At 46.1% G+C, this 23898-nt stretch carries 20 protein-coding genes; 17 read left to right on the top strand and 3 right to left on the bottom strand.

Annotated features, from left to right (window positions below):
• The first annotated feature begins 98 nt into the window (after positions 1–98).
• From urtB to ureG, 12 genes are all read left to right on the top strand, one after another.
• Positions 99–1727, top strand: a complete 1629-nt coding sequence (urtB, locus tag ACED41_RS16625; RefSeq protein WP_371725303.1) for an urea ABC transporter permease subunit UrtB — start codon at positions 99–101, stop codon at positions 1725–1727.
• A 10-nt stretch (positions 1728–1737) separates the two neighbouring features.
• A complete protein-coding gene (gene urtC / locus ACED41_RS16620; RefSeq protein ID WP_017062507.1) occupies positions 1738–2910 on the top strand; it encodes an urea ABC transporter permease subunit UrtC in 1173 nt (390 codons plus the stop codon).
• Positions 2907–3749, top strand: a complete 843-nt coding sequence (gene urtD, locus ACED41_RS16615; protein WP_017056203.1) for an urea ABC transporter ATP-binding protein UrtD — start codon at positions 2907–2909, stop codon at positions 3747–3749. Before urtC ends, urtD begins: the two co-directional genes overlap by 4 nt.
• A 1-nt stretch (position 3750) precedes the next feature.
• Positions 3751–4446 carry an urea ABC transporter ATP-binding subunit UrtE gene (urtE, locus tag ACED41_RS16610; protein ID WP_017079878.1) on the top strand — a complete coding sequence of 232 codons (696 nt, stop codon included), beginning with the start codon at positions 3751–3753 and terminating at the stop codon, positions 4444–4446.
• A complete protein-coding gene (locus tag ACED41_RS16605) occupies positions 4443–5390 on the top strand; it encodes an urease accessory protein UreD (protein WP_371725302.1) in 948 nt (315 codons plus the stop codon). Before urtE ends, ACED41_RS16605 begins: the two co-directional genes overlap by 4 nt.
• A gap of 133 nt (positions 5391–5523) precedes the next feature.
• A complete protein-coding gene (gene ureA / locus ACED41_RS16600; RefSeq protein WP_004735119.1) occupies positions 5524–5826 on the top strand; it encodes an urease subunit gamma in 303 nt (100 codons plus the stop codon).
• Positions 5827–5837: 11 nt separating this feature from the next.
• Positions 5838–6173: an urease subunit beta gene (locus ACED41_RS16595; protein ID WP_004735120.1), complete on the top strand. Its 336-nt coding sequence runs from the start codon at positions 5838–5840 to the stop codon at positions 6171–6173.
• A 39-nt stretch (positions 6174–6212) separates the two neighbouring features.
• Positions 6213–7916, top strand: a complete 1704-nt coding sequence (ureC, locus tag ACED41_RS16590) for an urease subunit alpha (protein WP_371725301.1) — start codon at positions 6213–6215, stop codon at positions 7914–7916.
• Between the two features lie 130 nt (positions 7917–8046).
• On the top strand, positions 8047–8499 hold the full coding sequence (ureE, locus tag ACED41_RS16585) for an urease accessory protein UreE (protein WP_017062501.1): 453 nt from the start codon (positions 8047–8049) through the stop codon (positions 8497–8499).
• A 235-nt stretch (positions 8500–8734) separates the two neighbouring features.
• Positions 8735–9331: a HupE/UreJ family protein gene (locus ACED41_RS16580; RefSeq protein WP_102569721.1), complete on the top strand. Its 597-nt coding sequence runs from the start codon at positions 8735–8737 to the stop codon at positions 9329–9331.
• 42 nt (positions 9332–9373) lie between these two features.
• Positions 9374–10054 carry an urease accessory protein UreF gene (locus ACED41_RS16575; RefSeq protein ID WP_136974075.1) on the top strand — a complete coding sequence of 227 codons (681 nt, stop codon included), beginning with the start codon at positions 9374–9376 and terminating at the stop codon, positions 10052–10054.
• A 48-nt stretch (positions 10055–10102) separates the two neighbouring features.
• Complete coding sequence (gene ureG, locus ACED41_RS16570) at positions 10103–10744, top strand: urease accessory protein UreG (RefSeq protein ID WP_004735125.1); 642 nt, start codon at positions 10103–10105, stop codon at positions 10742–10744.
• Positions 10745–10855: 111 nt separating this feature from the next.
• Here the strand turns inward: ureG and xseA are convergent, their stop codons facing one another.
• Positions 10856–12202 (bottom strand): exodeoxyribonuclease VII large subunit, encoded by a 1347-nt coding sequence (gene xseA, locus ACED41_RS16565; protein WP_017066420.1) that lies wholly within the window; start codon positions 12200–12202, stop codon positions 10856–10858.
• Between the two features lie 244 nt (positions 12203–12446).
• Here xseA and guaB point away from each other — a divergent pair, with 244 nt between their 5' ends.
• The 5 genes from guaB (at position 12447) to ACED41_RS16540 (ending at position 20817) form a co-directional block, all read left to right on the top strand.
• Positions 12447–13910 (top strand): IMP dehydrogenase, encoded by a 1464-nt coding sequence (gene guaB, locus ACED41_RS16560; protein WP_017062496.1) that lies wholly within the window; start codon positions 12447–12449, stop codon positions 13908–13910.
• 414 nt (positions 13911–14324) lie between these two features.
• Entirely contained in the window at positions 14325–15878 is a 1554-nt protein-coding gene (gene guaA, locus ACED41_RS16555) for a glutamine-hydrolyzing GMP synthase (protein WP_017066418.1), read from the top strand.
• Positions 15879–16203: 325 nt separating this feature from the next.
• Positions 16204–17916, top strand: a complete 1713-nt coding sequence (locus ACED41_RS16550) for a chitinase (RefSeq protein ID WP_065584649.1) — start codon at positions 16204–16206, stop codon at positions 17914–17916.
• Positions 17917–18190: 274 nt separating this feature from the next.
• Positions 18191–19741, top strand: coding sequence for a Na+/H+ antiporter NhaC family protein (locus tag ACED41_RS16545; protein ID WP_065584648.1), 1551 nt, complete (start codon positions 18191–18193; stop codon positions 19739–19741).
• A 482-nt stretch (positions 19742–20223) separates the two neighbouring features.
• Positions 20224–20817 carry a GPR1/FUN34/YaaH family transporter gene (locus tag ACED41_RS16540; protein ID WP_010440610.1) on the top strand — a complete coding sequence of 198 codons (594 nt, stop codon included), beginning with the start codon at positions 20224–20226 and terminating at the stop codon, positions 20815–20817.
• A 145-nt stretch (positions 20818–20962) separates the two neighbouring features.
• On the opposite strand, the gene ACED41_RS16535 is transcribed toward ACED41_RS16540, so the two are convergent.
• Both ACED41_RS16535 and ACED41_RS16530 read right to left on the bottom strand, forming a co-directional pair.
• Positions 20963–22510, bottom strand: a complete 1548-nt coding sequence (locus ACED41_RS16535) for a sodium:alanine symporter family protein (protein WP_017069529.1) — start codon at positions 22508–22510, stop codon at positions 20963–20965.
• Between the two features lie 455 nt (positions 22511–22965).
• Positions 22966–23898: MBL fold metallo-hydrolase RNA specificity domain-containing protein (locus ACED41_RS16530; RefSeq protein WP_371725300.1), on the bottom strand; the 933-nt coding region annotated here is incomplete at its 5' end.

The raw sequence follows: 23898 nt of genomic DNA, 5'->3' as shown, positions 1-23898 counted from the left end.
AGCGAACGGAAGGCTCATCGTTTCAGGTAACAACCACTATCCACACATCCTCCAAGTAAAAATAACAATATCTAACTTGGTTGGTTAAGGAAGCAGGGATGAAAAACGTATTAAACGTATTTAAAGCGCTGTTGCTCATGGCAGTCAGTACTCAGTTGGCTTTTGCTGGAATAACGGATGAAGCTAGCTTTACCAAGGCGCTAGTTGGTAAGAAAACATCGGATAAAGAATTAGCTATCGATTGGGTGATTGAGACGCAAACGGAAGATGTGTCGAAAGCTATTTTAGATGGCTGGTTAAACGGAAACCTTTACTACTTCAATGAGAAACAGAGCGAGCAGTACAAACAGCTCTACCTCATTCAAAGTATCAAAACAGCGACGTCAGCTCAGTCAGTATGGGATGATTCAACGCTTAATATCGAGAATGCGAGACAGTTTAAAAAGGTTCGTGTGAATAACAAACTTCGCGGGATATTACGCGGGGAAATAGCCTCGATTGGACTGAACAGCGGCAACCCTGATGTGCGTTATAAGGCGGTTTTGGATTTGTTAGGAACCAAAGACGCTGACATTATCGAACGACTAACTGAACTCAGAGCCAATGAATCAGATGGCAAAGTAGCTGAGCTAATGGATTTGTCGTTAGCGATTGCCACTTCTCTTAATAACAGTGCCACCATTGAAGATCGTGTGGCTTCAATTGAACGAGTTGGCGACTTCAAACACTCGGTCGTTCTGAAAACACTGAACCAACTACTGAACAGTGAGCAAGATCCAAGCATTACCGCTGCAGCAGAACGTGCGATGGATAGCTATCAACAAAGCCAAGCACTCTATTCGGGTGTAGAAACAGTATTCTTCGGTTTGAGTTTAGGCTCGGTATTGGTACTGGCAGGCATTGGCTTAGCGATTACCTTTGGTGTGATGGGCGTTATCAACATGGCTCATGGCGAGCTGATCATGATTGGCGCTTACACCACCTACGTATTGCAGTTGTTGATGCCGAATCATATTGGCCTAGCGCTGATACTTTCCATTCCAGCGGCATTCATTGTTTCTGGCTTAGTGGGCATTGCGATTGAGCGAAGTGTGATTCGTCATCTTTATGGTCGCCCATTGGAAACCTTACTCGCGACCTTTGGTATTAGCTTAATCTTGCAGCAGGCTGTTCGTTCTATTTTCTCTCCTTTGAACCGCTCAGTGAGCACGCCTGAATGGATGTCTGGAGCACTTCAATTAAACCCAATGTTGTCCCTGACCTACAACCGCCTTTACATCATTCTCTTCTGTGGTTTGGTGTTTATGGGCTTATTAATGGTTCTGAAAAAGACACCACTAGGTTTGCAGGTTCGTGCGGTTTCTCAAAACCGTGGCATGGCTCGTGCGATGGGTATTCGTTCAGAGCGAGTTGATGCGATGACCTTCGGTTTAGGCTCTGGCGTTGCGGGTGTTGCAGGCGTGGCACTGTCTCAACTGACCAACGTTGGCCCTAATATGGGACAGGCGTACATCATCGACTCATTCATGGTGGTGGTATTCGGCGGTGTTGGCAACCTATGGGGCACGCTAGTCGCAGGCTTAAGCCTTGGTCTGTTCAATAAAATTTTAGAACCATGGGCTGGTGCGGTTCTCGCCAAGATTCTGGTACTGGTTTTCATCATTCTATTTATTCAAAAACGCCCACGCGGACTCTTCCCGCAACGTGGTCGTGCGGCTGAAGGTTAAGGACAACATCATGCAGTCAAAATCATTTGTACTTTCGGCAATGCGTGGTGACAAAGGTGGCCAACTGACCATCCTTGCCATTCTAGCGGCCGTTATTCTTATCCCACTGGCTAACACCATGTTACCAAGTGGGCACCCGCTCCATGTAGAGACTTTTACTATCTCGCTGATGGGCAAATATCTGAGCTACGCAATGTTGGCGTTGGCGCTCGATCTGGTGTGGGGCTATCTCGGAATCTTGAGCCTTGGCCACGGTGCTTTCTTTGCGCTTGGTGGTTATGCGATGGGCATGTACTTGATGCGTCAGATTGGTGACCGTGGGGTTTATGGTGATCCAGTCTTACCAGATTTCATGGTGTTCCTTGATTGGTCTGCGTTGCCGTGGTTCTGGCAGGGCTTTGACCAGTTCTGGTTTGCTTGCCTGATGGTGGTGCTAGTGCCGGGCGCATTGGCTTACTTGTTCGGTTATTTAGCTTTCCGCTCTCGTGTGTCCGGGGTGTATCTTTCTATCATGACTCAGGCATTAACTTACGCATTGATGCTGGCATTTTTCCGCAACGAAATGGGCTTTGGTGGCAACAACGGACTGACGGATTTCAAAGACATCATCGGTCTGAGTTTGCAGAGTGATGCGGTCAAGATAGGTCTGTTTGTCGCGACTGGTATTGCGCTTATTCTCAGCTACATAGCTTGTCGCATGGTGGTGACCAGTCGATTAGGTCGTGTGGCATTAGCGATTCGTGATACGGAATCACGCACTCGCTTTATGGGCTATGACGTCGATGGCATCAAGCTGTGGGTCTTCGTTCTTTCTGCGGTTATCGCCGGTATTGCCGGGGCTTTATATGTCCCTCAAGTGGGTATTATCAATCCGGGAGAATTTGCTCCTCTTAACTCGATTGAGATTGTGGTTTGGGTAGCCTTAGGCGGTCGTGCCACTCTGTTTGGTGCCATTGTCGGTGCATTGATCATCAACTACGCCAAGAGTTGGTTTACGGTTGAGTTCCCGGAGGTGTGGCTGTTTGCTCTGGGTGGACTATTCGTACTCTCAACCATGTACTTCCCACAAGGTGTGATTGGCTTTGTCAGTGAAAAGTGGCAGCAGCTGCGCAAGGCATCAAATGGGAAAAACCAAGATAAAGATAAGGATGATCAGCACAAGGCCAAGGAGGTGATCGCATGACCACATTTAATAGCGTAAAGGAATCGGTTCAGGCGTTCACTCGTCGAGACGAAGTCTTTGATTACCTCAAACCCGATATTCATCCTGCCATCGATACTCGACATAACGTGCTGTTGTATGTCGAAGGCGTCAACAAAAGCTTCGATGGTTTCCAAGCGATAAACGACCTCAACCTCTACATCAAAGAGGGAGAGCTACGCTGTATCATAGGTCCTAATGGCGCAGGTAAAACCACCATGATGGACATTATCACAGGTAAAACTAAGCCAGACACCGGCGAGGTGTGGTTGGGTTCGAACATCAACTTATTGAAGATGAACGAAGCCGAAATCGCCAATGCAGGCGTTGGGCGTAAATTCCAAAAACCGACCGTGATTGAGTGTTTAACCGTGTGGCAGAACCTTGAGTTAGCCATGGCTGGTGACCGTTCAGTGTGGGCGACTTTCACTGCTGTGATGTCTGGTGAGCAGAAAGACAAACTGACCTCGGTACTTGAGCTGATTCATTTAAAAGACGAAGCGGCGAATTTGGCAGGTAACCTGTCTCACGGTCAGAAACAGTGGTTAGAGATAGGCATGTTATTGATGCAAAACCCTAGGCTATTGCTGGTGGATGAACCCGTTGCAGGGATGACTCACCAAGAGATGGATCGTACTTCTGAGTTACTTAACTCACTGGCAGGCAAGCACTCAGTGGTCGTGGTTGAACACGATATGGATTTCGTTCGTTCTATCGCAAGCCATGTCACCGTGCTTCATCAAGGTCATGTGTTGGCTGAAGGCACTATGGATCAAGTGCAGGCTCACCCTGAAGTTAAACAAGTTTATCTCGGAGAATAGGATGCTAGAGGTTAAATCAGTTAATCAATATTACGGTGAGAGCCACACGCTGTGGGATTTGGATATGCAGATCCCTGAAGGCAAGTGCACAGTGTTAATGGGACGAAACGGTGTCGGTAAAACGACGTTGCTGCAATGCATCATGGGGCTAGTTAAGGTCGAGAGCGGTGACATTTCGTTATCGGGTGAGTCGCTTTTGAAAACCGATGCGGAAGAGCGTGCTCGCCAAGGTATCGGTTATGTGCCGCAAGGCCGTCAGATCTTTCCGATGCTTACCGTTCAAGAAAACCTAGAAGTAGGCTTGCCGATTCGAGAAAAGGGCGACCGTAAGATCCCTGAGTTCATCTTCGATATATTCCCAGTGTTAAAAGAGATGCTGCATCGTCGAGGTGGTGATTTATCTGGTGGTCAGCAACAACAACTTGCGATTGGGCGTGCGCTGGTGGTCAATCCAAAACTGTTGATCTTGGATGAACCGACCGAAGGTATTCAGCCCAATATCGTGCAAGAGATTGGTGACATCATTCGCATGCTCAACGAGAAGATGGGACTCACAGTCCTGCTTGTTGAACAGAAGCTGCCATTTGCGAGAAAGGTCGGTGACCGATTTTGCATTCTCGACCGTGGTCGTCAGGTAGCAGAAGGTGAAATGAAAGGGCTCAATGAGTCCTTGATTAAGGAGTACCTAACCGTATGAGCTCTCTATATTCTTCGAGTGAAGCAATAAACACTTCTTTAGCGGGAGTGTTGTCTTTGAATGAGACCATCGAACAAGATATTCGAGACGGTTGGCAAGCGAGCTTGAACCTCACTTTTGTCGACCGCGGTGATAAAACCGTATTAAAGAATCGTCAGCAGTCTGGTCCGCTTGCGGTGCAACGCCCCTTGTATCCTGATGGGGAAACGTGTCACACCTACTTACTTCATCCCCCCGGCGGAGTGGTAGGTGGTGACACACTCAATATTGAAGCGACCATCGAAAGCGGTGCGCATGCGTTGATCACTACACCCGGTGCGACCAAGTTTTATCGCTCAAACAACAAGTACGCCAAGCAGAAGCAGACCTTACGAGTGAAGAAAGATGCTCGCTTGGAATGGATGCCGCAAGAGAACATCTTTTTCCCGAATGCACACGTTCGTTTAGACACTGAAATTCGCCTTGAAAAGGGTGCACAATTTTGGGGTTGGGAGATGCACTGTTTTGGACGTCCTGCACAGAATGAGGGATTCGAGCACGGTCATCTCGTTGGGAAAACAGAAATCTATCTTGATAATCAAAGGCTTCTGACTGAAGGCTTTAATTTTCATGGTGGCGATAAGTTAATGATAAATATGGGGTTACTTGATTATTCAATGATGGGAACCTTTTATATCACTTCAAATGAGAAGCAAGATCTAGAGTTGGTACAGAGCTTGCTCATATCTATTACACAGCAAGCTTCACAGCAATCAGTTACATCAAAAACGTCGAGTGAACCCACATTAATATTGGGTGCTACTCAGATAGAAGGATTGATTGTGGTGCGAGCCTTGGGTAATTGGAGTGAAGATATCCTCCAAGCCTTTGGTCAGATTTGGCAAGCAACTCGCTCTCATTTATGTGGTACGACTCCTGATTTACCAAGGATTTGGGCGACTTAGCGATTAGCCCTTTTTGTACCTAGGGTGACTTCCGACCCTAGGTACATTTTTTCAAGCTTGCTGTGATTGAATCCCACTTACTGCTCATGCGTTTTTGAGCAATAAGAAAACAACACTAACAGCGGGCGGCTAAATGGAATTAACACCAAGAGAAAAAGATAAGCTACTTATCTTCTGCGCAGGAATGCTGGCACAGCAGCGCAAACAAAAAGGCTTAAAGCTCAACTACCCAGAATCTATCGCACTGATCAGCAGTGCCATTCTCGAAGGTGCCCGCGAGGGTAAAACCGTTTCAGAATTAATGGATTTTGGACGCACACTTCTTACTGTCGATGACGTTATGGAGGGGATCCCTTCCATGATCCCTGATGTACAAGTCGAAGCCACTTTTCCTGATGGCACCAAGCTGGTGACCGTTCATGAACCTATCGTGTAGGGAGAAGTAATATGGCTGGTTCCACAAAACAATACTCAGGATTCGTTCCCGGAAAAGTAGAAACCGCACCGGGTGACATCACTCTCAATGAAGGCCGAGACACAACGTCCGTTAAGGTACAAAACATTGGCGATCGTCCTGTCCAAATTGGCTCTCATTACCACTTCTATGAAGCAAATCCATCACTGATCTTTGACCGAGAAGCCACTAAAGGTTTTCGACTCAATATTCCTGCGGGTACTGCAACTCGCTTTGAGCCGGGTCAGTCGCGTAGCGTCGAGTTAGTGCGTTACGCCGGTAAGTTAGAGATCTATGGCTTCCAAGGAAAGGTGATGGGCAAGCTCTAAGCGCTCCCACGGAATAATGAAAACAACAAAGGATTGAACATGGCGACGATATCCAGACAGGCTTATGCCGAAATGTTTGGGCCAACAGTCGGTGACCGAGTGCGTCTTGCTGACACTGATTTATGGCTAGAAGTTGAAAAAGATTACACCGTATACGGCGACGAAGTGAAATTCGGCGGCGGCAAAGTTATCCGTGACGGACAAGGGCAAAGCCAACGTCCAAGTGCCGAAACGCCGGATTTGGTGATCACCAACGCGATTGTGTTGGACTACTGGGGCATCGTAAAAGCCGATGTCGCCATCAAAGATGGTCGAGTTCAGGCATTGGGTAAAGCGGGCAACCCAGATGTTCAGCCGGGCGTTGATATTGTGATTGGTCCGGGCACGGAAATTTTAGCAGGTGAAGGTTCAATCCTGACTGCTGGTGGCATTGATTCACACATCCACTTTATTTGCCCACAACAGATTGAAGAAGCACTGGCGTCGGGTGTGACAACCATGATCGGCGGTGGCACTGGACCAAACACAGGTACTAACGCGACCACATGCACACCGGGGCCTTGGAACATGCACCGCATGCTAGAGTCACTCGATCAATTCCCGATGAACTTTGGTTTGTTAGGCAAAGGCAATGCCAGTCAGCCTGAAGCACTGCGTGAGCAAGTAGCGGCAGGCGCGGTGGGTTTGAAGTTACACGAAGACTGGGGAACCACTCCCGCTTCAATCGATACCTGTTTGAGTGTGGCTGACGAGATGGACGTACAAGTTGCGATTCATACCGACACTCTGAATGAATCTGGTTTTGTTGAATCGACACTTGGCGCAATCGGCGACCGCGTGATTCATACCTATCACACCGAAGGTGCGGGCGGTGGTCATGCTCCCGATATTATTCGTGCTGCAGGTGAGCCGAACGTTTTGCCTTCCTCAACCAATCCAACACGCCCTTACACCATCAATACCGTCGATGAGCACTTAGACATGTTGATGGTCTGTCATCACTTGTCACCATCGATTGCTGAAGATGTCGCGTTCGCAGAGTCACGTATCCGCCGTGAAACCATTGCCGCAGAAGACATTCTTCATGACTTAGGTGCCTTTTCGATGATCGCTTCGGACTCACAAGCAATGGGACGTGTAGGCGAGGTGATCACTCGAACTTGGCAAACTGCGCACAAGATGAAAGTTCAGCGCGGCAGCCTAAAAGAAGATTCCGACTACAGCGATAACTTCCGCCTAAGACGCTATGTCGCTAAATACACCATTAACCCTGCGATTACGCACGGTATGGCACATGAGATCGGCTCTATCGAAGCTGGAAAGCTGGCGGATCTAGTACTGTGGAAGCCTGCCTTCTTTGGCGTGAAACCAAGCGTGATTTTGAAAGGCGGCATGATCGCCATGGCGCCGATGGGTGACCCAAACGCTTCAATCCCAACACCTCAGCCAGTTCACTATCGCTCGATGTTTGGTAGCTACGGCAAGGCGTGTCAGAACACATCAATGCTGTTTGTCTCTAAAGAAGCCAAGGCGCAGAACATCGACAAGCAATTGGGTCTGCAGAGCTTGATTGGTGTTGTGAGCAACTGCCGAAACATCAGCAAAGCCGACATGAAGCTCAATGATTGGATGCCGAAGATTGAAGTCGACTCTCAGACGTATCAAGTACGCGCCGATGGTGAATTGCTAACTTGTGAGCCTGCTGAAGAACTACCAATGGCACAACGGTATTTTCTATTTTAAGAGCTCGGCTGAAGGCTTTTATTTTAGCGCTGAGCTGAAGGCTCTTGTTCTAGCTCTTAGCTAAGGGCTTTTAGGCTGAAGGCTCCTAATTTAAACGTTATAAATCTCACAAGGAGATTGAGGTAATAGCATGATTGAACTGACTCAACTGAATACTCAAATACAAAATGCACCGGACGGCTACTTAAGCCTGCCGATCGATAGCCGCATTAAGAGCCGTCTTAAGGTGATGCTCGATGACGGGCGCAATGCCGGACTGTTTCTACCACGAGGTCATATCTTGCGTGGTGGCGAACAACTCTCAAGTAAATGCGGTTTAGTCGTAGAAGTGAAAGCGGCACCAGAAACCGTTTCGACTGTTTACTGTGAAGACTTGCTCCTGTTAACGCGAGTGGCGTATCACCTTGGTAACCGTCATGTTCCGCTGCAAGTGGAAGCGGGTTGGGTTCGTTATCAACACGACCATGTTTTAGATGAAATGGTTGAAGGCTTAGGCGCGAAAGTGACCACTGAGAAACAACCGTTTGAACCAGAAGGCGGTGCTTATGGCGGTCGCTCTGGTGGACATCATCACCATCATTAATCGAGTCATTGATGGCTCACTAGACGATTTATATAACAACGATATTAATAACAATAATACCAATCACAGTAAGTAAGTGATCAACAATAGCGCAGAAAAAAGGCTTGAGAACAAGGCATAATTTTTCGATAAGTAGTTATTCTACAATCAAAAATTATAACGCAGTTATCGAGCATTTTAGCAAGCTAGGGTGAGCAATTATTTACTACGATTGGTATAAAGCAAGGAACTCGCGATGAACTTTAAAACAGCTGCAGGCTTATGCACTTTCACAATAGCTTCTCTAACAACATCAACGATGGCTTTCGCTCACCCAGGACATGGGGCGCATTCAGTTCATGAGTCTCACTCGTTTATGTCTGGCTTAACTCACCCTGTGACTGGCATGGATCATCTGATCATGCTGATCGCTTTTGGTCTGTTAATTGGCGCACTGTCATTTTCAACCAAGATAAAAGCCGCTCTGATTGGCGGTGGATTGGTGTCTTTAGTGGTAGGGCTTATCGCAGGCCAAGCCCTAGGTTTCTCTGTGATTGTTGAGCCTGCCATTATCGCTTCTCTGTTTGTCGTCAGCTTATGTTTATGGCATGTATTCTCACCATCAACCAAGCGTGTAAACAGCGTATTAGTTGCTTCGATTGCTATGTTGTTTTTCCATGGTTACGCACACGGCGTTGAAGCCGCGAGCAACCTGACTCAGTTCGCAACAGGCATGAGTATCAGTGCTTTGGCTCTGATGGTTATCGGTACTTTTGTTGGTCGCGCGGTTTACTCTAAATGGTTGTCAGTCGGCGTGGCTTCAGCAAGCGCACTATTGTTGTTAGGCGCGTAGGCTCTCGAACTTATTTGATTCTGGAAGACTGAGGGCACGATTATGACCACAACAGAAAATGTAGCCGTCTATCGTCTGTTTCAATTGATCAGTCCATCGTTGCCGATTGGTGGGTTCACTTATTCGCAAGGCTTAGAGTTAGCGGTTGAAGCGGGGTGGGTGACCGATCGCAACAGCATGGAACAGTGGCTTAATACCATCGTCAGTTCCAGTGTCGCAACTTTGGAATTACCTATCTTAGAGCGTCTTTATCACGCGCTAGAAAAGGGTGAAATCGATGAGATTGAGCATTGGTGTAACTACTTATACTCAAGCCGTGAAACCAGTGAATTGCGAGCGGAAGAAAAGCAGCGTGGGCATGCATTGAACACCTTGTTGAAGCGCTTGGATATCGATATTTCGCTTGTGGATTCTGTTGATAGTCATCCAAACCAATTGTTGGGCATGTGTATGGCGGCTCAGCATTGGGGCATTGATTTAGAAAGCCTCAAGCAAGGTTACTTATGGAGCTGGCTTGAAAATATCGTTACCGCAGGCGTGAAACTGGTGCCTTTAGGTCAAACCGACGGGCAGTTGGCATTGATTAATATCACCAACACCTTTCCTGAGGTGATCGAAAAGGCCCACGCGATAGAAGATTGGATGGTAGGCAGTTTTTCGCCATCAATGGCATTAGCAAGCTCACTGCACGAAACACAATACACGAGACTATTTCGTTCGTAGCGGTCAGCGCGAACGAGGTAGCAAGAAAAGAATATAAGGAAGTAGACAATGGAAAGTTATAAGCAACCCCTTCGAATTGGTATTGGCGGCCCGGTAGGGTCTGGTAAAACAGCGTTGTTAGAGGTGCTGTGTAAAGCAATTCGAGACAAGCTGAATATTGCAGTCGTAACCAATGACATCTACACCCAAGAAGATGCAAAGATCCTCACTCGCGCTGAAGCTTTAGAACCTGACCGTATCATCGGTGTTGAAACGGGCGGTTGCCCGCATACTGCGATTCGTGAAGATGCGTCGATGAACCTAGCGGCCGTTGAAGAGCTGGCTAAGCTGCACAAAAACCTCGATGTGGTATTCGTCGAAAGCGGTGGTGATAACTTGAGTGCGACGTTCAGCCCTGAATTAGCCGATCTTACCATCTACGTGATTGATGTAGCGGAGGGGGAGAAGATCCCACGTAAAGGTGGTCCGGGTATTACACGATCCGATCTGTTAGTCATCAACAAGATCGATTTAGCACCGTATGTTGGCGCGTCACTTGAAGTGATGGAGCAAGACACTCAACGCATGCGACCAACTAAGCCATACGTGTTCACCAACCTCAAAGAGAGCCAAGGTTTAGATTTCATCATCAACTTTATTGTGACGGAAGGGATGCTGACCATGAAGGAGCCTTCTACGACGGAGTCGTGAGTAAGGTTTGAATCAGGTTGTTTTCTTTTACAGCCAGTAGATATACAAAAGCCCTGTCGATTATCGATAGGGCTTTCTGGTTTTAAATGATTTTCAACGTTCTAGTCGAACCTAAAGCTCACTCTTAGCGACTCTTGTTGTCACTTGCGATTCAATCACACCGTCTTCAACTTGAGTGGTGATCACTTCACCGACTTCGACATCGTTAATTGATGATACTGTCTTGCTCGATGCGGAATGAGTAATGCTGTAGCCACGCTTTAGGGTTGCCAGTGGACTAACGGTTTCTAGCTTCTCTGCAGCCATGGCTAGCTGATGGCGAGTGGTTAGCAGTGTTTTATCCATCGCATCTAATAGCTTTTGCTCTGAACGTTGCAGATGCAGTTTTTGTTCACCAAGGCGCTTCACTGGTGAGTTCAACTGAAGTTGGTGCTGTTTACGTTCAACACGCTGTGCATGTTGTTTTAGGTATTGAGTCATACCACGACGCAAACGCATGTCTAGGTCATCAAGCTGCTGACTCTGCTTTTGCAGTTGGTAGCTCGGGTGCTGTTTCTCCAAGCGGTATTTTAACGTTTGAGTGGATTGTGCTTGTTTGATTAACACATGACGAATCGCACTCACCAAGCGAGCACGTTTAGAGGCATAAGCTTGCTCTTTATGACTGTTGTCACGGCTAACCAATTCTGCAGCAGCTGACGGCGTTGGAGCACGCATATCTGCGACGAAATCGGCGATAGTGACGTCAACTTCGTGGCCAACTGCGCTGATAATCGGGATCTGGCTTGCTGCAATTGTGCGAGCAACGATCTCGTTATTGAAGCACCATAAGTCTTCTAATGAACCGCCGCCACGACCCACGATCAACACATCACACTCATTGCGTTCGTTAGCTCGTCCAATCGCTTGAGCAATCTGAATTGCCGCCTCTTCGCCTTGAACCATGGTCGGGTAAACCACAACAGGCAATGAAGGATCGCGTCTTTTCAGTACATCAAGAATATCAAACAGCGCAGCGCCCGTTTTTGAGGTGATAACGCCAACGCGCTTTGGGTGTTCAGGAAGTGGTTGCTTACTTGATTGAGCAAACAGTCCTTCTGCGGCAAGGTTCATCTTCAGCTTTTCAAATTCTTGCTGAAGTTTACCGTCACCCTCTGGCTGCATGCTTTCGATGATCAGTTGGTAGTCACCGCGTGGCTCGTAAAGAGATAGGCGAGCTTTGACTAAAACTTGATTGCCGTTCTGAGGCTTAAAGGTCACACGGCGGTTATTGCCACGAAACATGGCGCATTTAACTTGAGCGCGAGAGTCTTTTAGCGTGAGGTACCAGTGACCAGAGACAGGTGCAGAGAAGTTTGAGATTTCACCAACGAGCCAGACTATTCCCATTTCGTTTTCTAATAGGAGACGAACCTCTGAGTTGAGGCGAGAAACAGTAAAGATGTTTGGATTAGTCATAGAAGCACTATCTTTCCTTGAAGGAAGGTCTTTCTTGGAATCTCACAGGGCGTGAGTATGGAAGATAGCGGCAATATAATACATAGCAAGGGGGTAAATGCAAATTAAAAATACAAAAATGTGTAGCCAAGCGATTTCGCCGTGCGTATAATCCGTCTGCAATATCAAATCCAAATCACTTTATTATGCGAAACGATAAAGTTGGGTTTACTCCTTTTAACACCTTTGTTGTGAGATATTGCAAATGCTACGAATCGCAAAAGAAGCTTTAACTTTTGATGACGTTTTACTCGTCCCAGCACACTCAACCGTTCTTCCGAACACAGCTGATCTTCGCACTCAGTTAACGAAAAACATTTCTTTAAACATCCCAATGATCTCTGCATCGATGGATACTGTTACGGAAGCACGCCTAGCAATTGCCCTTGCGCAAGAAGGTGGTATTGGCTTTATTCATAAGAATATGTCAATCGAGCAGCAAGCTGAAATGGTTCGCCAGGTTAAAATTTACGAAGCTGGTGTGGTTTCTCACCCAGTAACTGTAAGCCCTGACGCGACAATCGCTGATGTTGTAGCCCTTACCCAAAAACACGGCTTTGCCGGTTTCCCTGTTGTTACTGAAACAAACGAACTTGTTGGTATTATTACTGGCCGTGACGTTCGCTTTGTTACTGATCTTTCTAAGAAAGTTGATGTAGTAATGACACCTAAAGCTCGCCTTGCTTCTGTTAAAGAAGGTGCAACTCGTGAAGAAGTTCAAGAGAAAATGCACGAAGCGCGTGTTGAAAAAGTTCTTGTTGTAAATGATGACTTCCAACTTACTGGAATGATCACTGCAAAAGATTTCCACAAAGCAGAACGTAAACCAAACGCTTGTAAAGATGAGCGCGGCAGCCTACGTGTAGGTGCAGCTGTTGGTGCTGGCGCTGGTAACGAAGAGCGCGTTGCTGCTCTAGTTGAAGCTGGCGTAGACGTTCTACTTATCGACTCTTCACACGGTCACTCTGAAGGCGTACTTAACCGTATCCGCGAAACTCGCGCTGCATACCCTGATCTACAAATCATCGGTGGTAACGTAGCAACTGGTGCTGGCGCACGTGCTCTTATCGAAGCGGGTGTTAGTGCAGTTAAAGTTGGTATCGGCCCAGGTTCAATCTGTACGACTCGTATCGTTACTGGTGTTGGTGTTCCTCAAGTAACAGCAATCGCAGACGCAGCGGAAGTTGCAAACGAATACGGTATTCCAGTAATCGCAGATGGCGGTATCCGCTTCTCTGGCGATATCTGTAAAGCTATCGTTGCTGGCGCATCTTGTGTGATGGTTGGTTCAATGTTCGCTGGTACTGAAGAAGCACCGGGTGAAGTTATCCTTTACAACGGTCGTTCTTACAAGTCTTACCGTGGTATGGGTTCTCTTGGCGCTATGTCTCAAGGCTCTTCTGACCGTTACTTCCAATCTGACAACGCTGCAGACAAGCTTGTTCCAGAAGGTATTGAAGGTCGTATCGCATACAAAGGTCGTCTAAAAGAGATCGTTCACCAACAGATGGGCGGTCTACGCTCAAGCATGGGCCTAACGGGTTCTGCAACTGTTGAAGACATGCGTACTAAAGCTGAGTTTGTTCGTATCTCTGGTGCGGGCATGAAAGAATCTCACGTACACGATGTTCAAATCACGAAAGAAGCACCTAACTACCGTTTAGGTTAATAATACGTCCAAACGTTTGAATAATGTGCTGATTTAGTCGGCACATTAATATACCAATCGTAGTAAATAACTGGTCATCCTAGCTTGTTAAAAACCTCGATAACTTCGTTAGAATTTTTGATTGTAGAATAACTACTTATCAGAACTCTTTGTCGAATAGAGCAGCCTTGTTCTCAGGCTTTTTTCCTACGCTATTCCTGAACACTTACTTACTTACTTACTTACTTACTTACTTACTTACTTACTTACTGTGATTGGTATTATATCTACCGCCTGTTTTGTTAAAAGTCCGATTGTCTCAAAACACGTGGTTAAAGATATCTAACGAAAACGTTTGCTTTATTTCTTGAAGAGTTAATCAGAGGTGAGTAAACTCACCTCCGTTTTATCACATAGCCAATAAGACTGCTTACAATGACTAAAAATATTCATGACCAACGTATTCTAATTCTGGACTTCGGTTCTCAATACACACAGCTAGTAGCTCGTCGTATTCGTGAGATCGGTGTTTACTGTGAACTTTGGAGCTGGGACGTAGAAGAAGCGGATATTCGTGAATTCAATCCAGACGGTATCATCCTATCTGGCGGCCCTGAAAGTGTAACGGAAGAGAACTCTCCACGTGCACCTCAGTACGTATTTGATTCAGGTGTTCCTGTATTCGGTATCTGCTACGGCATGCAAACTATGGCTGAGCAACTTGGCGGTAAAGTAGCAACGTCTACTGAACGCGAGTTCGGCTACGCTGCTGTACAAGTAACTGGTGAATCTGCACTTTTCGCTGACCTTGAGTCTACTCAAGATGTTTGGATGAGCCACGGCGACAAAGTAGTTGAGATTCCAGCTGATTTCACAAAGATCGCTGAAACAGACACTTGCCCATACGCTGCAATGGCAAACGAAGAGAAGAAGTACTTCGGTGTTCAATTCCACCCAGAAGTAACACACACTAAAAACGGCCTGAAAATGCTTGAGAACTTCGTTCTTAACGTATGTGGTTGTGAAGGTCTGTGGACTTCAGCTTCAATCATTGAAGATGCAGTTGCACGTATTAAAGAACAAGTAGGTGACGACGAAGTTATCCTTGGTCTTTCTGGTGGTGTTGATTCATCTGTAGTTGCGATGCTTGCTCACCGCGCTATCGGCGACAAACTAACATGTGTATTTGTTGATAACGGCCTTCTTCGTTTAAACGAAGGTGAGCAGGTTATGGAGATGTTCGGCAACAAGTTTGGCCTAAACATCATCAAAGTAGATGCTGAGCAACGTTTCCTTGATGCTCTTGAAGGCGAAGCTGAACCAGAAGCTAAGCGTAAGATCATTGGTCACGTATTCGTAGATATCTTCGATGAAGAGTCTAAGAAACTGAAGAATGCTAAATGGCTTGCTCAGGGTACTATCTACCCAGACGTAATCGAGTCTGCTGCATCTAAGACAGGTAAAGCACACGTAATCAAATCTCACCACAACGTTGGTGGTCTTCCTGATGATATGGAAATGGGCCTTGTTGAGCCTCTACGTGAGCTGTTTAAAGATGAAGTACGTAAGATCGGTCTAGAGCTTGGTCTTCCATACAACATGCTTTACCGCCACCCATTCCCGGGTCCAGGTCTAGGTGTTCGTGTACTTGGCGAAGTGAAGAAAGAGTACTGTGATCTACTGCGTCGCGCAGATGCTATTTTCATTGAAGAGCTTCACGCTGCTGACCTTTACCACAAAGTATCTCAAGCATTCACGGTATTCCTACCAGTACGTTCAGTTGGCGTAATGGGCGATGGCCGTAAGTACGATTGGGTTGTATCTCTACGTGCCGTAGAAACTATCGACTTCATGACTGCTCACTGGGCACACCTACCATACGACTTCCTAGGTAAGGTTTCTAACCGTATTATCAACGAAGTTAACGGCATTTCACGTGTTGTTTACGATATTTCTGGTAAGCCACCAGCAACTATCGAGTGGGAATAATCTCTTAGAGATTTAACCAGCTTTGATTAAGATCTTAAGCCTCGAACTCAGTTCGGGGCTTTTTTCGTTGTCGATTCATTATATTGATTCATTACATTAAAGGCTTATGAGCAATACCTCGAAATCAAATGAACAATACCTAGAAACCAAATGAGTTGGAAACTAGATATTAGCTCAAGAAACCATGAGACGCTTTGTTGTGCTGAGCCATGTATCAAAAAGATCACTCGCACTTTTTATAAATTCACACAGCTACAGCTAGGCCATTTAACATGTGAAGCATACTCTTTGATGGACTTATTAAGGACAGATAAGAGAATCCATCATGTTAAAAATCAAATATTTGGCGACAGTACTGGGCTGCACATTAGCAGCGCAAAGTCATGCGTCTTTGAACATTCAACCTGATCCGCAAAATCCGAATGGTTACCTTGTTGAAAAGTCGGCTCTACAAGCTGCTGAACAAGCGAAAACATCCGATCCTATGTATGCGATCTGGTCACAGGCCCTTCAAACTCGCCCGAATACAATCGTTGAAGCGATTGAACCCGGTTCCCCCTCGAATCCTGAAAACATAAAGCGTGTAGAGCGCGTGTTCCCTCAATCTGAATGGGACTTCCTCACTCAGATGGCAGCGCCAGAATACACCTACACTCGCTTCTTACGCGCGATCGGTAAATTCCCAGCGTTCTGTGGAGAGTACACCGATGGCCGTGATTCTGATGCTATCTGTAAGAAATCCATCATCACGGCCTTTGCTCACTTTTCACAAGAGACGGGTGGGCATATCGCGATAGACAACACCTCTGATAATCCATTAGCTCTAGAAGAGTGGCAGCAAGCGCTGGTGCATGTTCGCGAAATGGGTTGGTCTGAAGGCCAAGAAGGTTACACCACCGGTTGTGGTCAGAACGATTGGCAGAATGCCCGTTGGCCATGTGCTGCGGGACAGGGCTACTTCGGACGTGGTGCTAAACAGCTTTCTTACCATTTTAATTATGGCGCGTTCTCTGAAGTGATGTTTGATGGTGACGCGACGGTGCTTCTCAACAATCCGGGCTTAGTGGCGGACTCTTGGTTGAACTTAGCTTCTGCTATTTGGTTTTTCCTTACCCCTCAAGCACCTAAACCAGCTATGCTGCATGTCATCGACCGCACTTGGACGCCATCTCAACGCGAATTGGATGCGGGTATTGGTTATGGCTTTGGTACCACAATCAACGTGATCAATGGTGGTATTGAATGTGGCGAGCAGAACAAAGACAAAGGCCAACCCGTTAACCGTATTCGTTATTGGGAAGGGTTAGCAGCGCACTATGAAATTCCGGTAGAAGCGGATGAAGCCAATACTTGTTGGCAGCAAACGCCTTACGGAAGCTTAAACCTCAACGGAGCAACGGATGTGTTGTACACCAACTGGGATGGTAACTGGAAATACTACGCAGACCGCCCAGAAGGTTACTCGTTTGAGTGTGAGCTTGTTGGTTTCCAAACGGCTTATTCTGCGTTGGTGGCTGGCGATTACGAGAAGTGTGTGACCAATTTTTATGGGTCACATGCGAGTTGGCCTGAAGTGAAAGTGGTCGATAAGCTGGATCCGGTAGATCCAGGAACCAATCCCGGTGGTAATGGTTGGAGTGCGAGCAAGGTTTACAACGCGGGTGACCAAGTGACTCATAATGGCGCAACCTACGAAGCGAAATGGTGGACACAAGGGGATGACCCTGCCAATGGTGGCCCTTGGAAACTAGTAGCGGGCGAGCCAACACCACCAGTTGTGACAGATCCAACGCCTGTTGATCCTGCCCCTGTCGATCCAGAACCAGTAGACCCTGCACCCGTTGAACCACCTGTGACAGAACCGCCAGTGGTTGTCGATCCATCTGAATTTATTACGTGGCAAGCCGGTGTTAGCCAAGTGAGTAATGGCGATAAAGTGACGCATAACGGTAAGTGCTTCGTGGCTAAAAACGGCCCAGGTGTTTGGGAAAGCCCAGTTCAATCGAATTGGTTCTGGGATGAAATCAGCTGTAATTGATAGTCTGAATACTGAAGAGGTGGCCTAAGTTACGAGCTCAGTAGTACGACCATAGCGATATAAATAATCAAAAGCCGAAAGTGTCTACTTTCGGCTTTTTTCCGTTTCGAACTTGGCTATTTAAGCAGGGTGATTGGTCTATTTGGCTATGTTGGAGCGCATTTAAAGACTAATTATCCAGTTAGAGGATAAAGTTCTGTACAAATGATGCTTGTGAATTTATATTCAAATTTAATTTATATTTATTCTATTATTTTAGGGTTAAGGTGTACCTATGGAACAGACAGATATCACGTCACTCATCCCCATTGTGATTACTTTGGTGTTGTCATTGGCGACAAGGAATGTGGTGATAGGCCTTTTTGCTGGTGTGCTGAGTGGTGTTGCAATGCTGACTGGCATGTTTAGCGAACTTAACCCGCTTGATACGTTTGGTACCATGGTGAAAGGTTACCTAGTCCCTCAACTTACCGACAGCTATAACGCTGGTGTGATCATGCTGTTGGTATTCATCGGTGGCTTTGTCGCATTGATGGAAAAGTCCGGTGGTGGCGTCGCGTTTGCAAAGCGAGTGACTCAGTGGGTAAGCAATAAATGCCAAGCTCAATTGTCAGCATGGTTGGGTGGAATCGTTATATTTTTCTCTGACTTAGGTACTCCGTTGATTGTTGGTCCTGTCTTTCGCCCTCTTTTCGATAAACTGAAACTTTCTAGACAGAAGTTGGCATTCATCATCGACTCTACATCATCACCCGTCGCGATCCTTATCCCTTTTATCGGGTGGGGCGTGTATATCATGAGCCTGATTCAAAAAGAGTTTACGGCGTTGAATGTCAATATGTCTGATTGGGATGCGTTCATCGGTGCGATTCCTTTTCAGTTCTACGCATTCCTCGCGATTTTCATCGTTCCGCTCGTGTCCGTTAAAGGTTTAGATTTTGGGCCAATGGCAAAAGCTGAGCGTGATTGCCAGGCGGGAATTAACTCTGGCGTGAATAACGAATCACTAAATCCGTTCTCGCATAAAAATGCAAAGGCATCTTTTGTCTGGGCACCATTGTTAGTGATGCTGGTGGTGTTGTGTGCCATGTTGGTTCCACAAGGCTTCCCGTTCCAAAAGGTCGCAGGTTCATCATTTAGAGCGGCGTTATCATCGGCTTATTTCTTTGCGGCGATTACATTAATTTCGTTAATGGCTTACTACGGTGTAAGAAAGTTGTCTGATGGTGTTTCTGTGTACTTAAAAGGCATGGGAAACATGATGCCAGTCGCGATCATCTTGGTATTGGCTTGGGCATTAAGCACCGTTGGTAAAGAGTTGGGTGCGGCAGCTTATATTGCTGAGCAAGCACAGAGCGGCTTTCCATATTGGTTAGTACCTGCGGTCGCGTTTTTATTATCGGCTATCATTTCATTCGCAACGGGATCGTCGTGGGGAACCTTCGCGATAATGATGCCATTGGTTATTCCAACCGCGATTGCGATAGATGCTCCGCTTCTCGTCGCAATTGGCGCTGTGTTGTCTGGTGGCTTGTTTGGTGACCATTGCTCACCGATTTCTGAAACCACGATTCTTTCTTCAACCGGGGCTGGGTGTGATCAGTTTGAACACTTTAAGACGCAGCTTCCTTACGCATTGATGAACGGCTCTATTGCTCTGATTAGTTTTGTAGTCGCAGGCTTTACGGGAAGTGCATTGGTTGTGTTAGGCGCTCTTGTTGCTCAGTTGATTGTCGTGACGTTGTTAGCCAAGCGCGATGCGAGTAAAAACGCTTCTTCAGACGTTCAATCTCAAGTGTCTGAGTCTAAAGCTCAACAAGCATAATTTAAGATAACAGGTGAGTGAGTAGATACGGGATGCGAGTAAACGAGTAACGAAAAGCTCGCTCTCTTGTTCTTCATTTCACTTACTCGCATCTAAGCAAACTTCCGTCATTCCCTACAGTGAGGAACGAACGTGATAGGGAATCTCTTTAGTGCGCCAAACGTGCTTATATCGAAGAGGAGATTCCAGATATCTCGTCCCTCGATTCTAGAGTGACGTAGCACCAGGCTTTGTCTCATTGCCTCAACACTTACCTCACTCGTCATTCCTTACAGTGAGGAACGAACGTGATAGGGAATCTGTTTATTGATAGTTTCGGTGAATTGAATAGGTTCATTATGAAACCTATTTTCCATAAGATCATTTGTACAATCTTAGTTTTCGATAACTGGATTACCTAGTTGTACGGTTTATAGATTAAAATTTTCTGATAATTTTTATCGCTTTTTTTTAATCAACCACTTTAATAAGGTAAATTCGTAATGTCGACCAAACTAGCTAACCCAGCGCCACTAGGCTTAATGGGTTTCGGTATGACCACTATTCTTCTTAATATCCACAACGCAGGTTTCTTTCCAATCGATTCAATGATTCTTGCTATGGGTATTTTTTACGGTGGTTTGAGCCAAGTTATCGTGGGCACAATGTGTTTCAAACGTGGTGACACGTTCGGTACAACTGCGTTTACTTCTTACGGCCTATTCTGGTTGTCTTTGGTTGGTTTAATCGTGATGCCTTACATGGGCCTACCTGCAAGCCCTGCAGCATTCATGGGTTGGTACCTACTACTATGGGGCATCTTCACAGGCTTCATGTTCATCGGCTCTCTATGCTACCCAGTGGCGAAGCAAGTAGTATTCGGTTCACTAACTATCTTGTTCTTCCTACTTGCAGCTCGTGATTTCACTGGCAGCGAACTAATCGGTACTATCGCTGGTTTTGAAGGTATCTTCTGTGGCGCTTCAGCTATCTACTTTGCAATGGCACAAGTAATCAACAACGAATACGGCCGCACAGTACTGCCTATCGGTGAGAAGAAAGCACCTCAAATGGCAACACAAGAAATCGCTGCTTAATACTCTAACTCGGGAACAGTTAGTTTGTTATAAGCCATTTATTGGTTATGAATAAAACAAAAGGGGTTAGCCGAAATGGCTAACCCCTTTTTTATGCGTTATTAATAGCGCTATTTGTTAAAGCGATCTATTTGCTAAGGAAAGCTTAAGCTGAAGGCTGCTCTACAGGTTTAGTGTCTGCAGCTTCTGCTTCAGGAGACTTGCCTGTTTTACGCTTGTACTTCTCTTCCCAGTAAGTAGCACCTTTAATGCCTAGTTTTACAGGGTTGAATGTGTACTCAGTCACACCTTGTTTCTGTTGTTCTTCGTAGTCAGCTAGAGCTTTAAGCGCAGGCTTAGACATGAAGAAGATGATCAGAATACCCACGATGTTTAACCATGCCATCAAGCCAACACCAACATCACCCATTGCCCATGCAAGGTTCGCTGTTTTAACTGTGCCATAGAAAACTGCAGTGATAAGAACAAGCTTAAGTACGAACATCATGCCAGGGATCTTGATGGTACGACGTAGGTAAGCAATATTCGTTTCTGCGATGTAGTAGTAAGCAAGAATCGTTGTAAATGCGAAGAAGAACAGAGCAAATGCGATGAATGGCTTACCAATGCCTGGTAGTGCACTTTCAATAGCAAGCTGTGTAAATACAGGACCATTCGCACCGATGTTTGCTGCTAGGTTCTGAACAAGGAACACACCCTCAGCGCCGCCGTGAACGTTGTAAGCACCAGTGATGATGATCATGAACGCTGTAGCAGAACATACTAGAAGAGTATCGATGTAGATAGAGAATGCTTGTACCAAACCTTGCTGAGCTGGGTGATCAACACTTGCAGCCGCTGCCGCGTGAGGACCAGTACCTTGACCCGCTTCGTTTGAGTAAACACCACGTTTAACACCCCAACCAATTGCAGCACCGAAGCCTGCCATAGGTGTGAATGCATCACCAACAATCATTGCGAAAACCGTTGGCACTTGGCTGATGTTTAGCAGAATGATAACGAACGCGATGATGATGTAAGCCAATGCCATGAAAGGAACAACGATTTGTGTGAAGTTCGCAATACGTTTAACACCACCAAAGATGATGAAAGCAAGGATGATTGCAACAACAGTACCGGTGAAAATTTTAGCGAAACTGAATGTACCGACAGCTGTTTCAATCATATCACCTGATCCAAATGCAGCTTCTACAGCATTACCAATACTGTTTGACTGAACACCTGGAAGCAAAATACCACATGCAAAAATAGTCGCGATAGCGAAGATCCATGCGTACCACTTCTGACCCATTGCTTTTTCAATGTAGTAAGCCGGACCACCACGGAACTGGCCTTCGTCTTCTTCTTTGTAGATTTGCGCTAGCGTAGATTCTGCGTAAGCAGTTGCGGCGCCAAAGAAGGCTACAACCCACATCCAGAATACGGCACCTGGGCCACCGAAACCGATAGCGGCAGCAACACCAGCAATGTTACCTGTACCGACACGGCCAGATAGCGAAACGGCTAGAGCTTGGAAAGACGAGATGCCTTTTGATGAGCTTTTACCCGATAGTAGCAAGCGCCACATTTCAAAGAAGTGACGGATTTGAACAAATCGAGTCATGATGGAGTAGAACAAACCTGCACCTAAACATAGGTAGATAAGTACTGGGCTCCAGATTATTCCATTCAAAAAATCAACGAATGACTGCATGAGTATTTTCCCTGTTAGTTTTGCTTATGATTGTTTTTCGAACAACACAATACTTCACTTGTAACCCGAGTGTTAAATTATTTAACTGCGCATTAGGATTACTGTGACATAAAGCAAGTTATAGAGGGTGTTTGTTAATGCTTAGTGCTAATTCTATAATCGTTCCATTTAATCTGATATGCAACTAGTTGTTATTTGTTGTGTTTTGAAAAGTGAATAAATAGTGATTAATACAGAAAGGGGATCTTGAGGTGCGCATAAGAAACGAAATTGCGCAAAACAGCGGTTAAAGCCGATTAGCATAAACGGCTGACATATGGATGGTGGGATAAGTAGGTTGGAATATATCACCTGCATCAGGTGAGCTAGCAGGTCTATGAGACTATGGCTTTTGAAGGTTTGATAATTGAGGCCTTAATATCTACCTAGTAAAAGTTGTTAATTTGATGCCTGTTTCAAACAACTACGAACCCTCGCGCCTGTAATTCTTTAGCGAACTCAGACTGAGTATTTGGCTCGCCGTGAATCAAATGCACCTCTTTCGGTGGCGTCGCGATGCCGTCTATAAATTGGTAAAGATCCTCTTTATCAGCATGGGCAGAATAGCCAGACATGCCATGAATTTGAGCATTAACCTCAACGTCTTTGTTATCAATATAAACCTGCATTTCCCCTTGTTGCAGCTCTCGTCCGAGCGTTCCGTGCGCTTGATAGCCAGCTAAAATTACATCGGTTCGTTTATCGGGAAGCAAGGCGGATAAGTAGTTCATTATCCTGCCACCCTGACACATCCCAGAAGCTGCGACCACAATCGCAGGTTCACCTGTCGACTTGAGGCGATTCACGATTTTCTTGTGCATTCTATGTCCATCAACGGTAATGCACTGCTCAAAAGCGAGTGGGTGGCGTTTCAGTTCAAGACGCTGCTTTGCTTCTTGTCCCCACAACTCTTTAAAACGTCGGTATGAACGCGTCACTTTTTGAGCCATCGGAGAATCGAGAATAATAGGAATATCGCTACTGAGTTGATGCTCAAAGATCAGGTGTTCGATATCAAAAAGCAATTCCTGCGTTCTGCCGATACTAAATGCCGGAATTAGAATAACGCCACCGTCGAGCAGTGAACGATCAATGATTGCTTTGAGACGCTCAGCTCGCGTAGCAATATCATCATGTGTACTGGTGCCATAAGTGGATTCGATAAACAGATAATCGGCTTGCTGTGGTGGCTGAGGATCCGGCAGCAGTGGTGTGTTACTTGGGCCCAAGTCGCCAGAAAACACAACTACTTCTTGGCTGGGTAACTTAATCTCGATATAAGCAGAACCTAAGATGTGCCCACCACGCCTCCCAGAGCCCTTTAGCATGTGCTTCTGATTCACAATACC

This window comes from Vibrio sp. 1F255 (assembly GCF_041439145.1).
GTDB classification, from domain to species: domain Bacteria; phylum Pseudomonadota; class Gammaproteobacteria; order Enterobacterales; family Vibrionaceae; genus Vibrio; species Vibrio crassostreae_C.
Note: the sequence above shows the minus strand (reverse complement) of the source record. Positions and strands in the feature narration are given on the sequence as shown.

What these genes read in the sequence shown, in the direction of transcription:
- urtD (WP_017056203.1), top strand. Translation starts at nt 2,907, where the DNA reads ATGACCACATTTAATAGCGTAAAGGAATCGGTTCAGGCGTTCACTCGT.
- guaA (WP_017066418.1), top strand. Translation starts at nt 14,325, where the DNA reads ATGACTAAAAATATTCATGACCAACGTATTCTAATTCTGGACTTCGGT.
- ACED41_RS16580 (WP_102569721.1), top strand. Translation starts at nt 8,735, where the DNA reads ATGAACTTTAAAACAGCTGCAGGCTTATGCACTTTCACAATAGCTTCT.
- urtB (WP_371725303.1), top strand. Translation starts at nt 99, where the DNA reads ATGAAAAACGTATTAAACGTATTTAAAGCGCTGTTGCTCATGGCAGTC.
- ACED41_RS16575 (WP_136974075.1), top strand. Translation starts at nt 9,374, where the DNA reads ATGACCACAACAGAAAATGTAGCCGTCTATCGTCTGTTTCAATTGATC.
- ACED41_RS16605 (WP_371725302.1), top strand. Translation starts at nt 4,443, where the DNA reads ATGAGCTCTCTATATTCTTCGAGTGAAGCAATAAACACTTCTTTAGCG.
- urtE (WP_017079878.1), top strand. Translation starts at nt 3,751, where the DNA reads ATGCTAGAGGTTAAATCAGTTAATCAATATTACGGTGAGAGCCACACG.
- ACED41_RS16535 (WP_017069529.1), bottom strand. Translation starts at nt 22,510, where the DNA reads ATGCAGTCATTCGTTGATTTTTTGAATGGAATAATCTGGAGCCCAGTA.
- guaB (WP_017062496.1), top strand. Translation starts at nt 12,447, where the DNA reads ATGCTACGAATCGCAAAAGAAGCTTTAACTTTTGATGACGTTTTACTC.
- urtC (WP_017062507.1), top strand. Translation starts at nt 1,738, where the DNA reads ATGCAGTCAAAATCATTTGTACTTTCGGCAATGCGTGGTGACAAAGGT.
- ureG (WP_004735125.1), top strand. Translation starts at nt 10,103, where the DNA reads ATGGAAAGTTATAAGCAACCCCTTCGAATTGGTATTGGCGGCCCGGTA.
- xseA (WP_017066420.1), bottom strand. Translation starts at nt 12,202, where the DNA reads ATGACTAATCCAAACATCTTTACTGTTTCTCGCCTCAACTCAGAGGTT.
- ureE (WP_017062501.1), top strand. Translation starts at nt 8,047, where the DNA reads ATGATTGAACTGACTCAACTGAATACTCAAATACAAAATGCACCGGAC.
- ureC (WP_371725301.1), top strand. Translation starts at nt 6,213, where the DNA reads ATGGCGACGATATCCAGACAGGCTTATGCCGAAATGTTTGGGCCAACA.
- ACED41_RS16550 (WP_065584649.1), top strand. Translation starts at nt 16,204, where the DNA reads ATGTTAAAAATCAAATATTTGGCGACAGTACTGGGCTGCACATTAGCA.
- ACED41_RS16545 (WP_065584648.1), top strand. Translation starts at nt 18,191, where the DNA reads ATGGAACAGACAGATATCACGTCACTCATCCCCATTGTGATTACTTTG.
- ACED41_RS16595 (WP_004735120.1), top strand. Translation starts at nt 5,838, where the DNA reads ATGGCTGGTTCCACAAAACAATACTCAGGATTCGTTCCCGGAAAAGTA.
- ureA (WP_004735119.1), top strand. Translation starts at nt 5,524, where the DNA reads ATGGAATTAACACCAAGAGAAAAAGATAAGCTACTTATCTTCTGCGCA.
- ACED41_RS16540 (WP_010440610.1), top strand. Translation starts at nt 20,224, where the DNA reads ATGTCGACCAAACTAGCTAACCCAGCGCCACTAGGCTTAATGGGTTTC.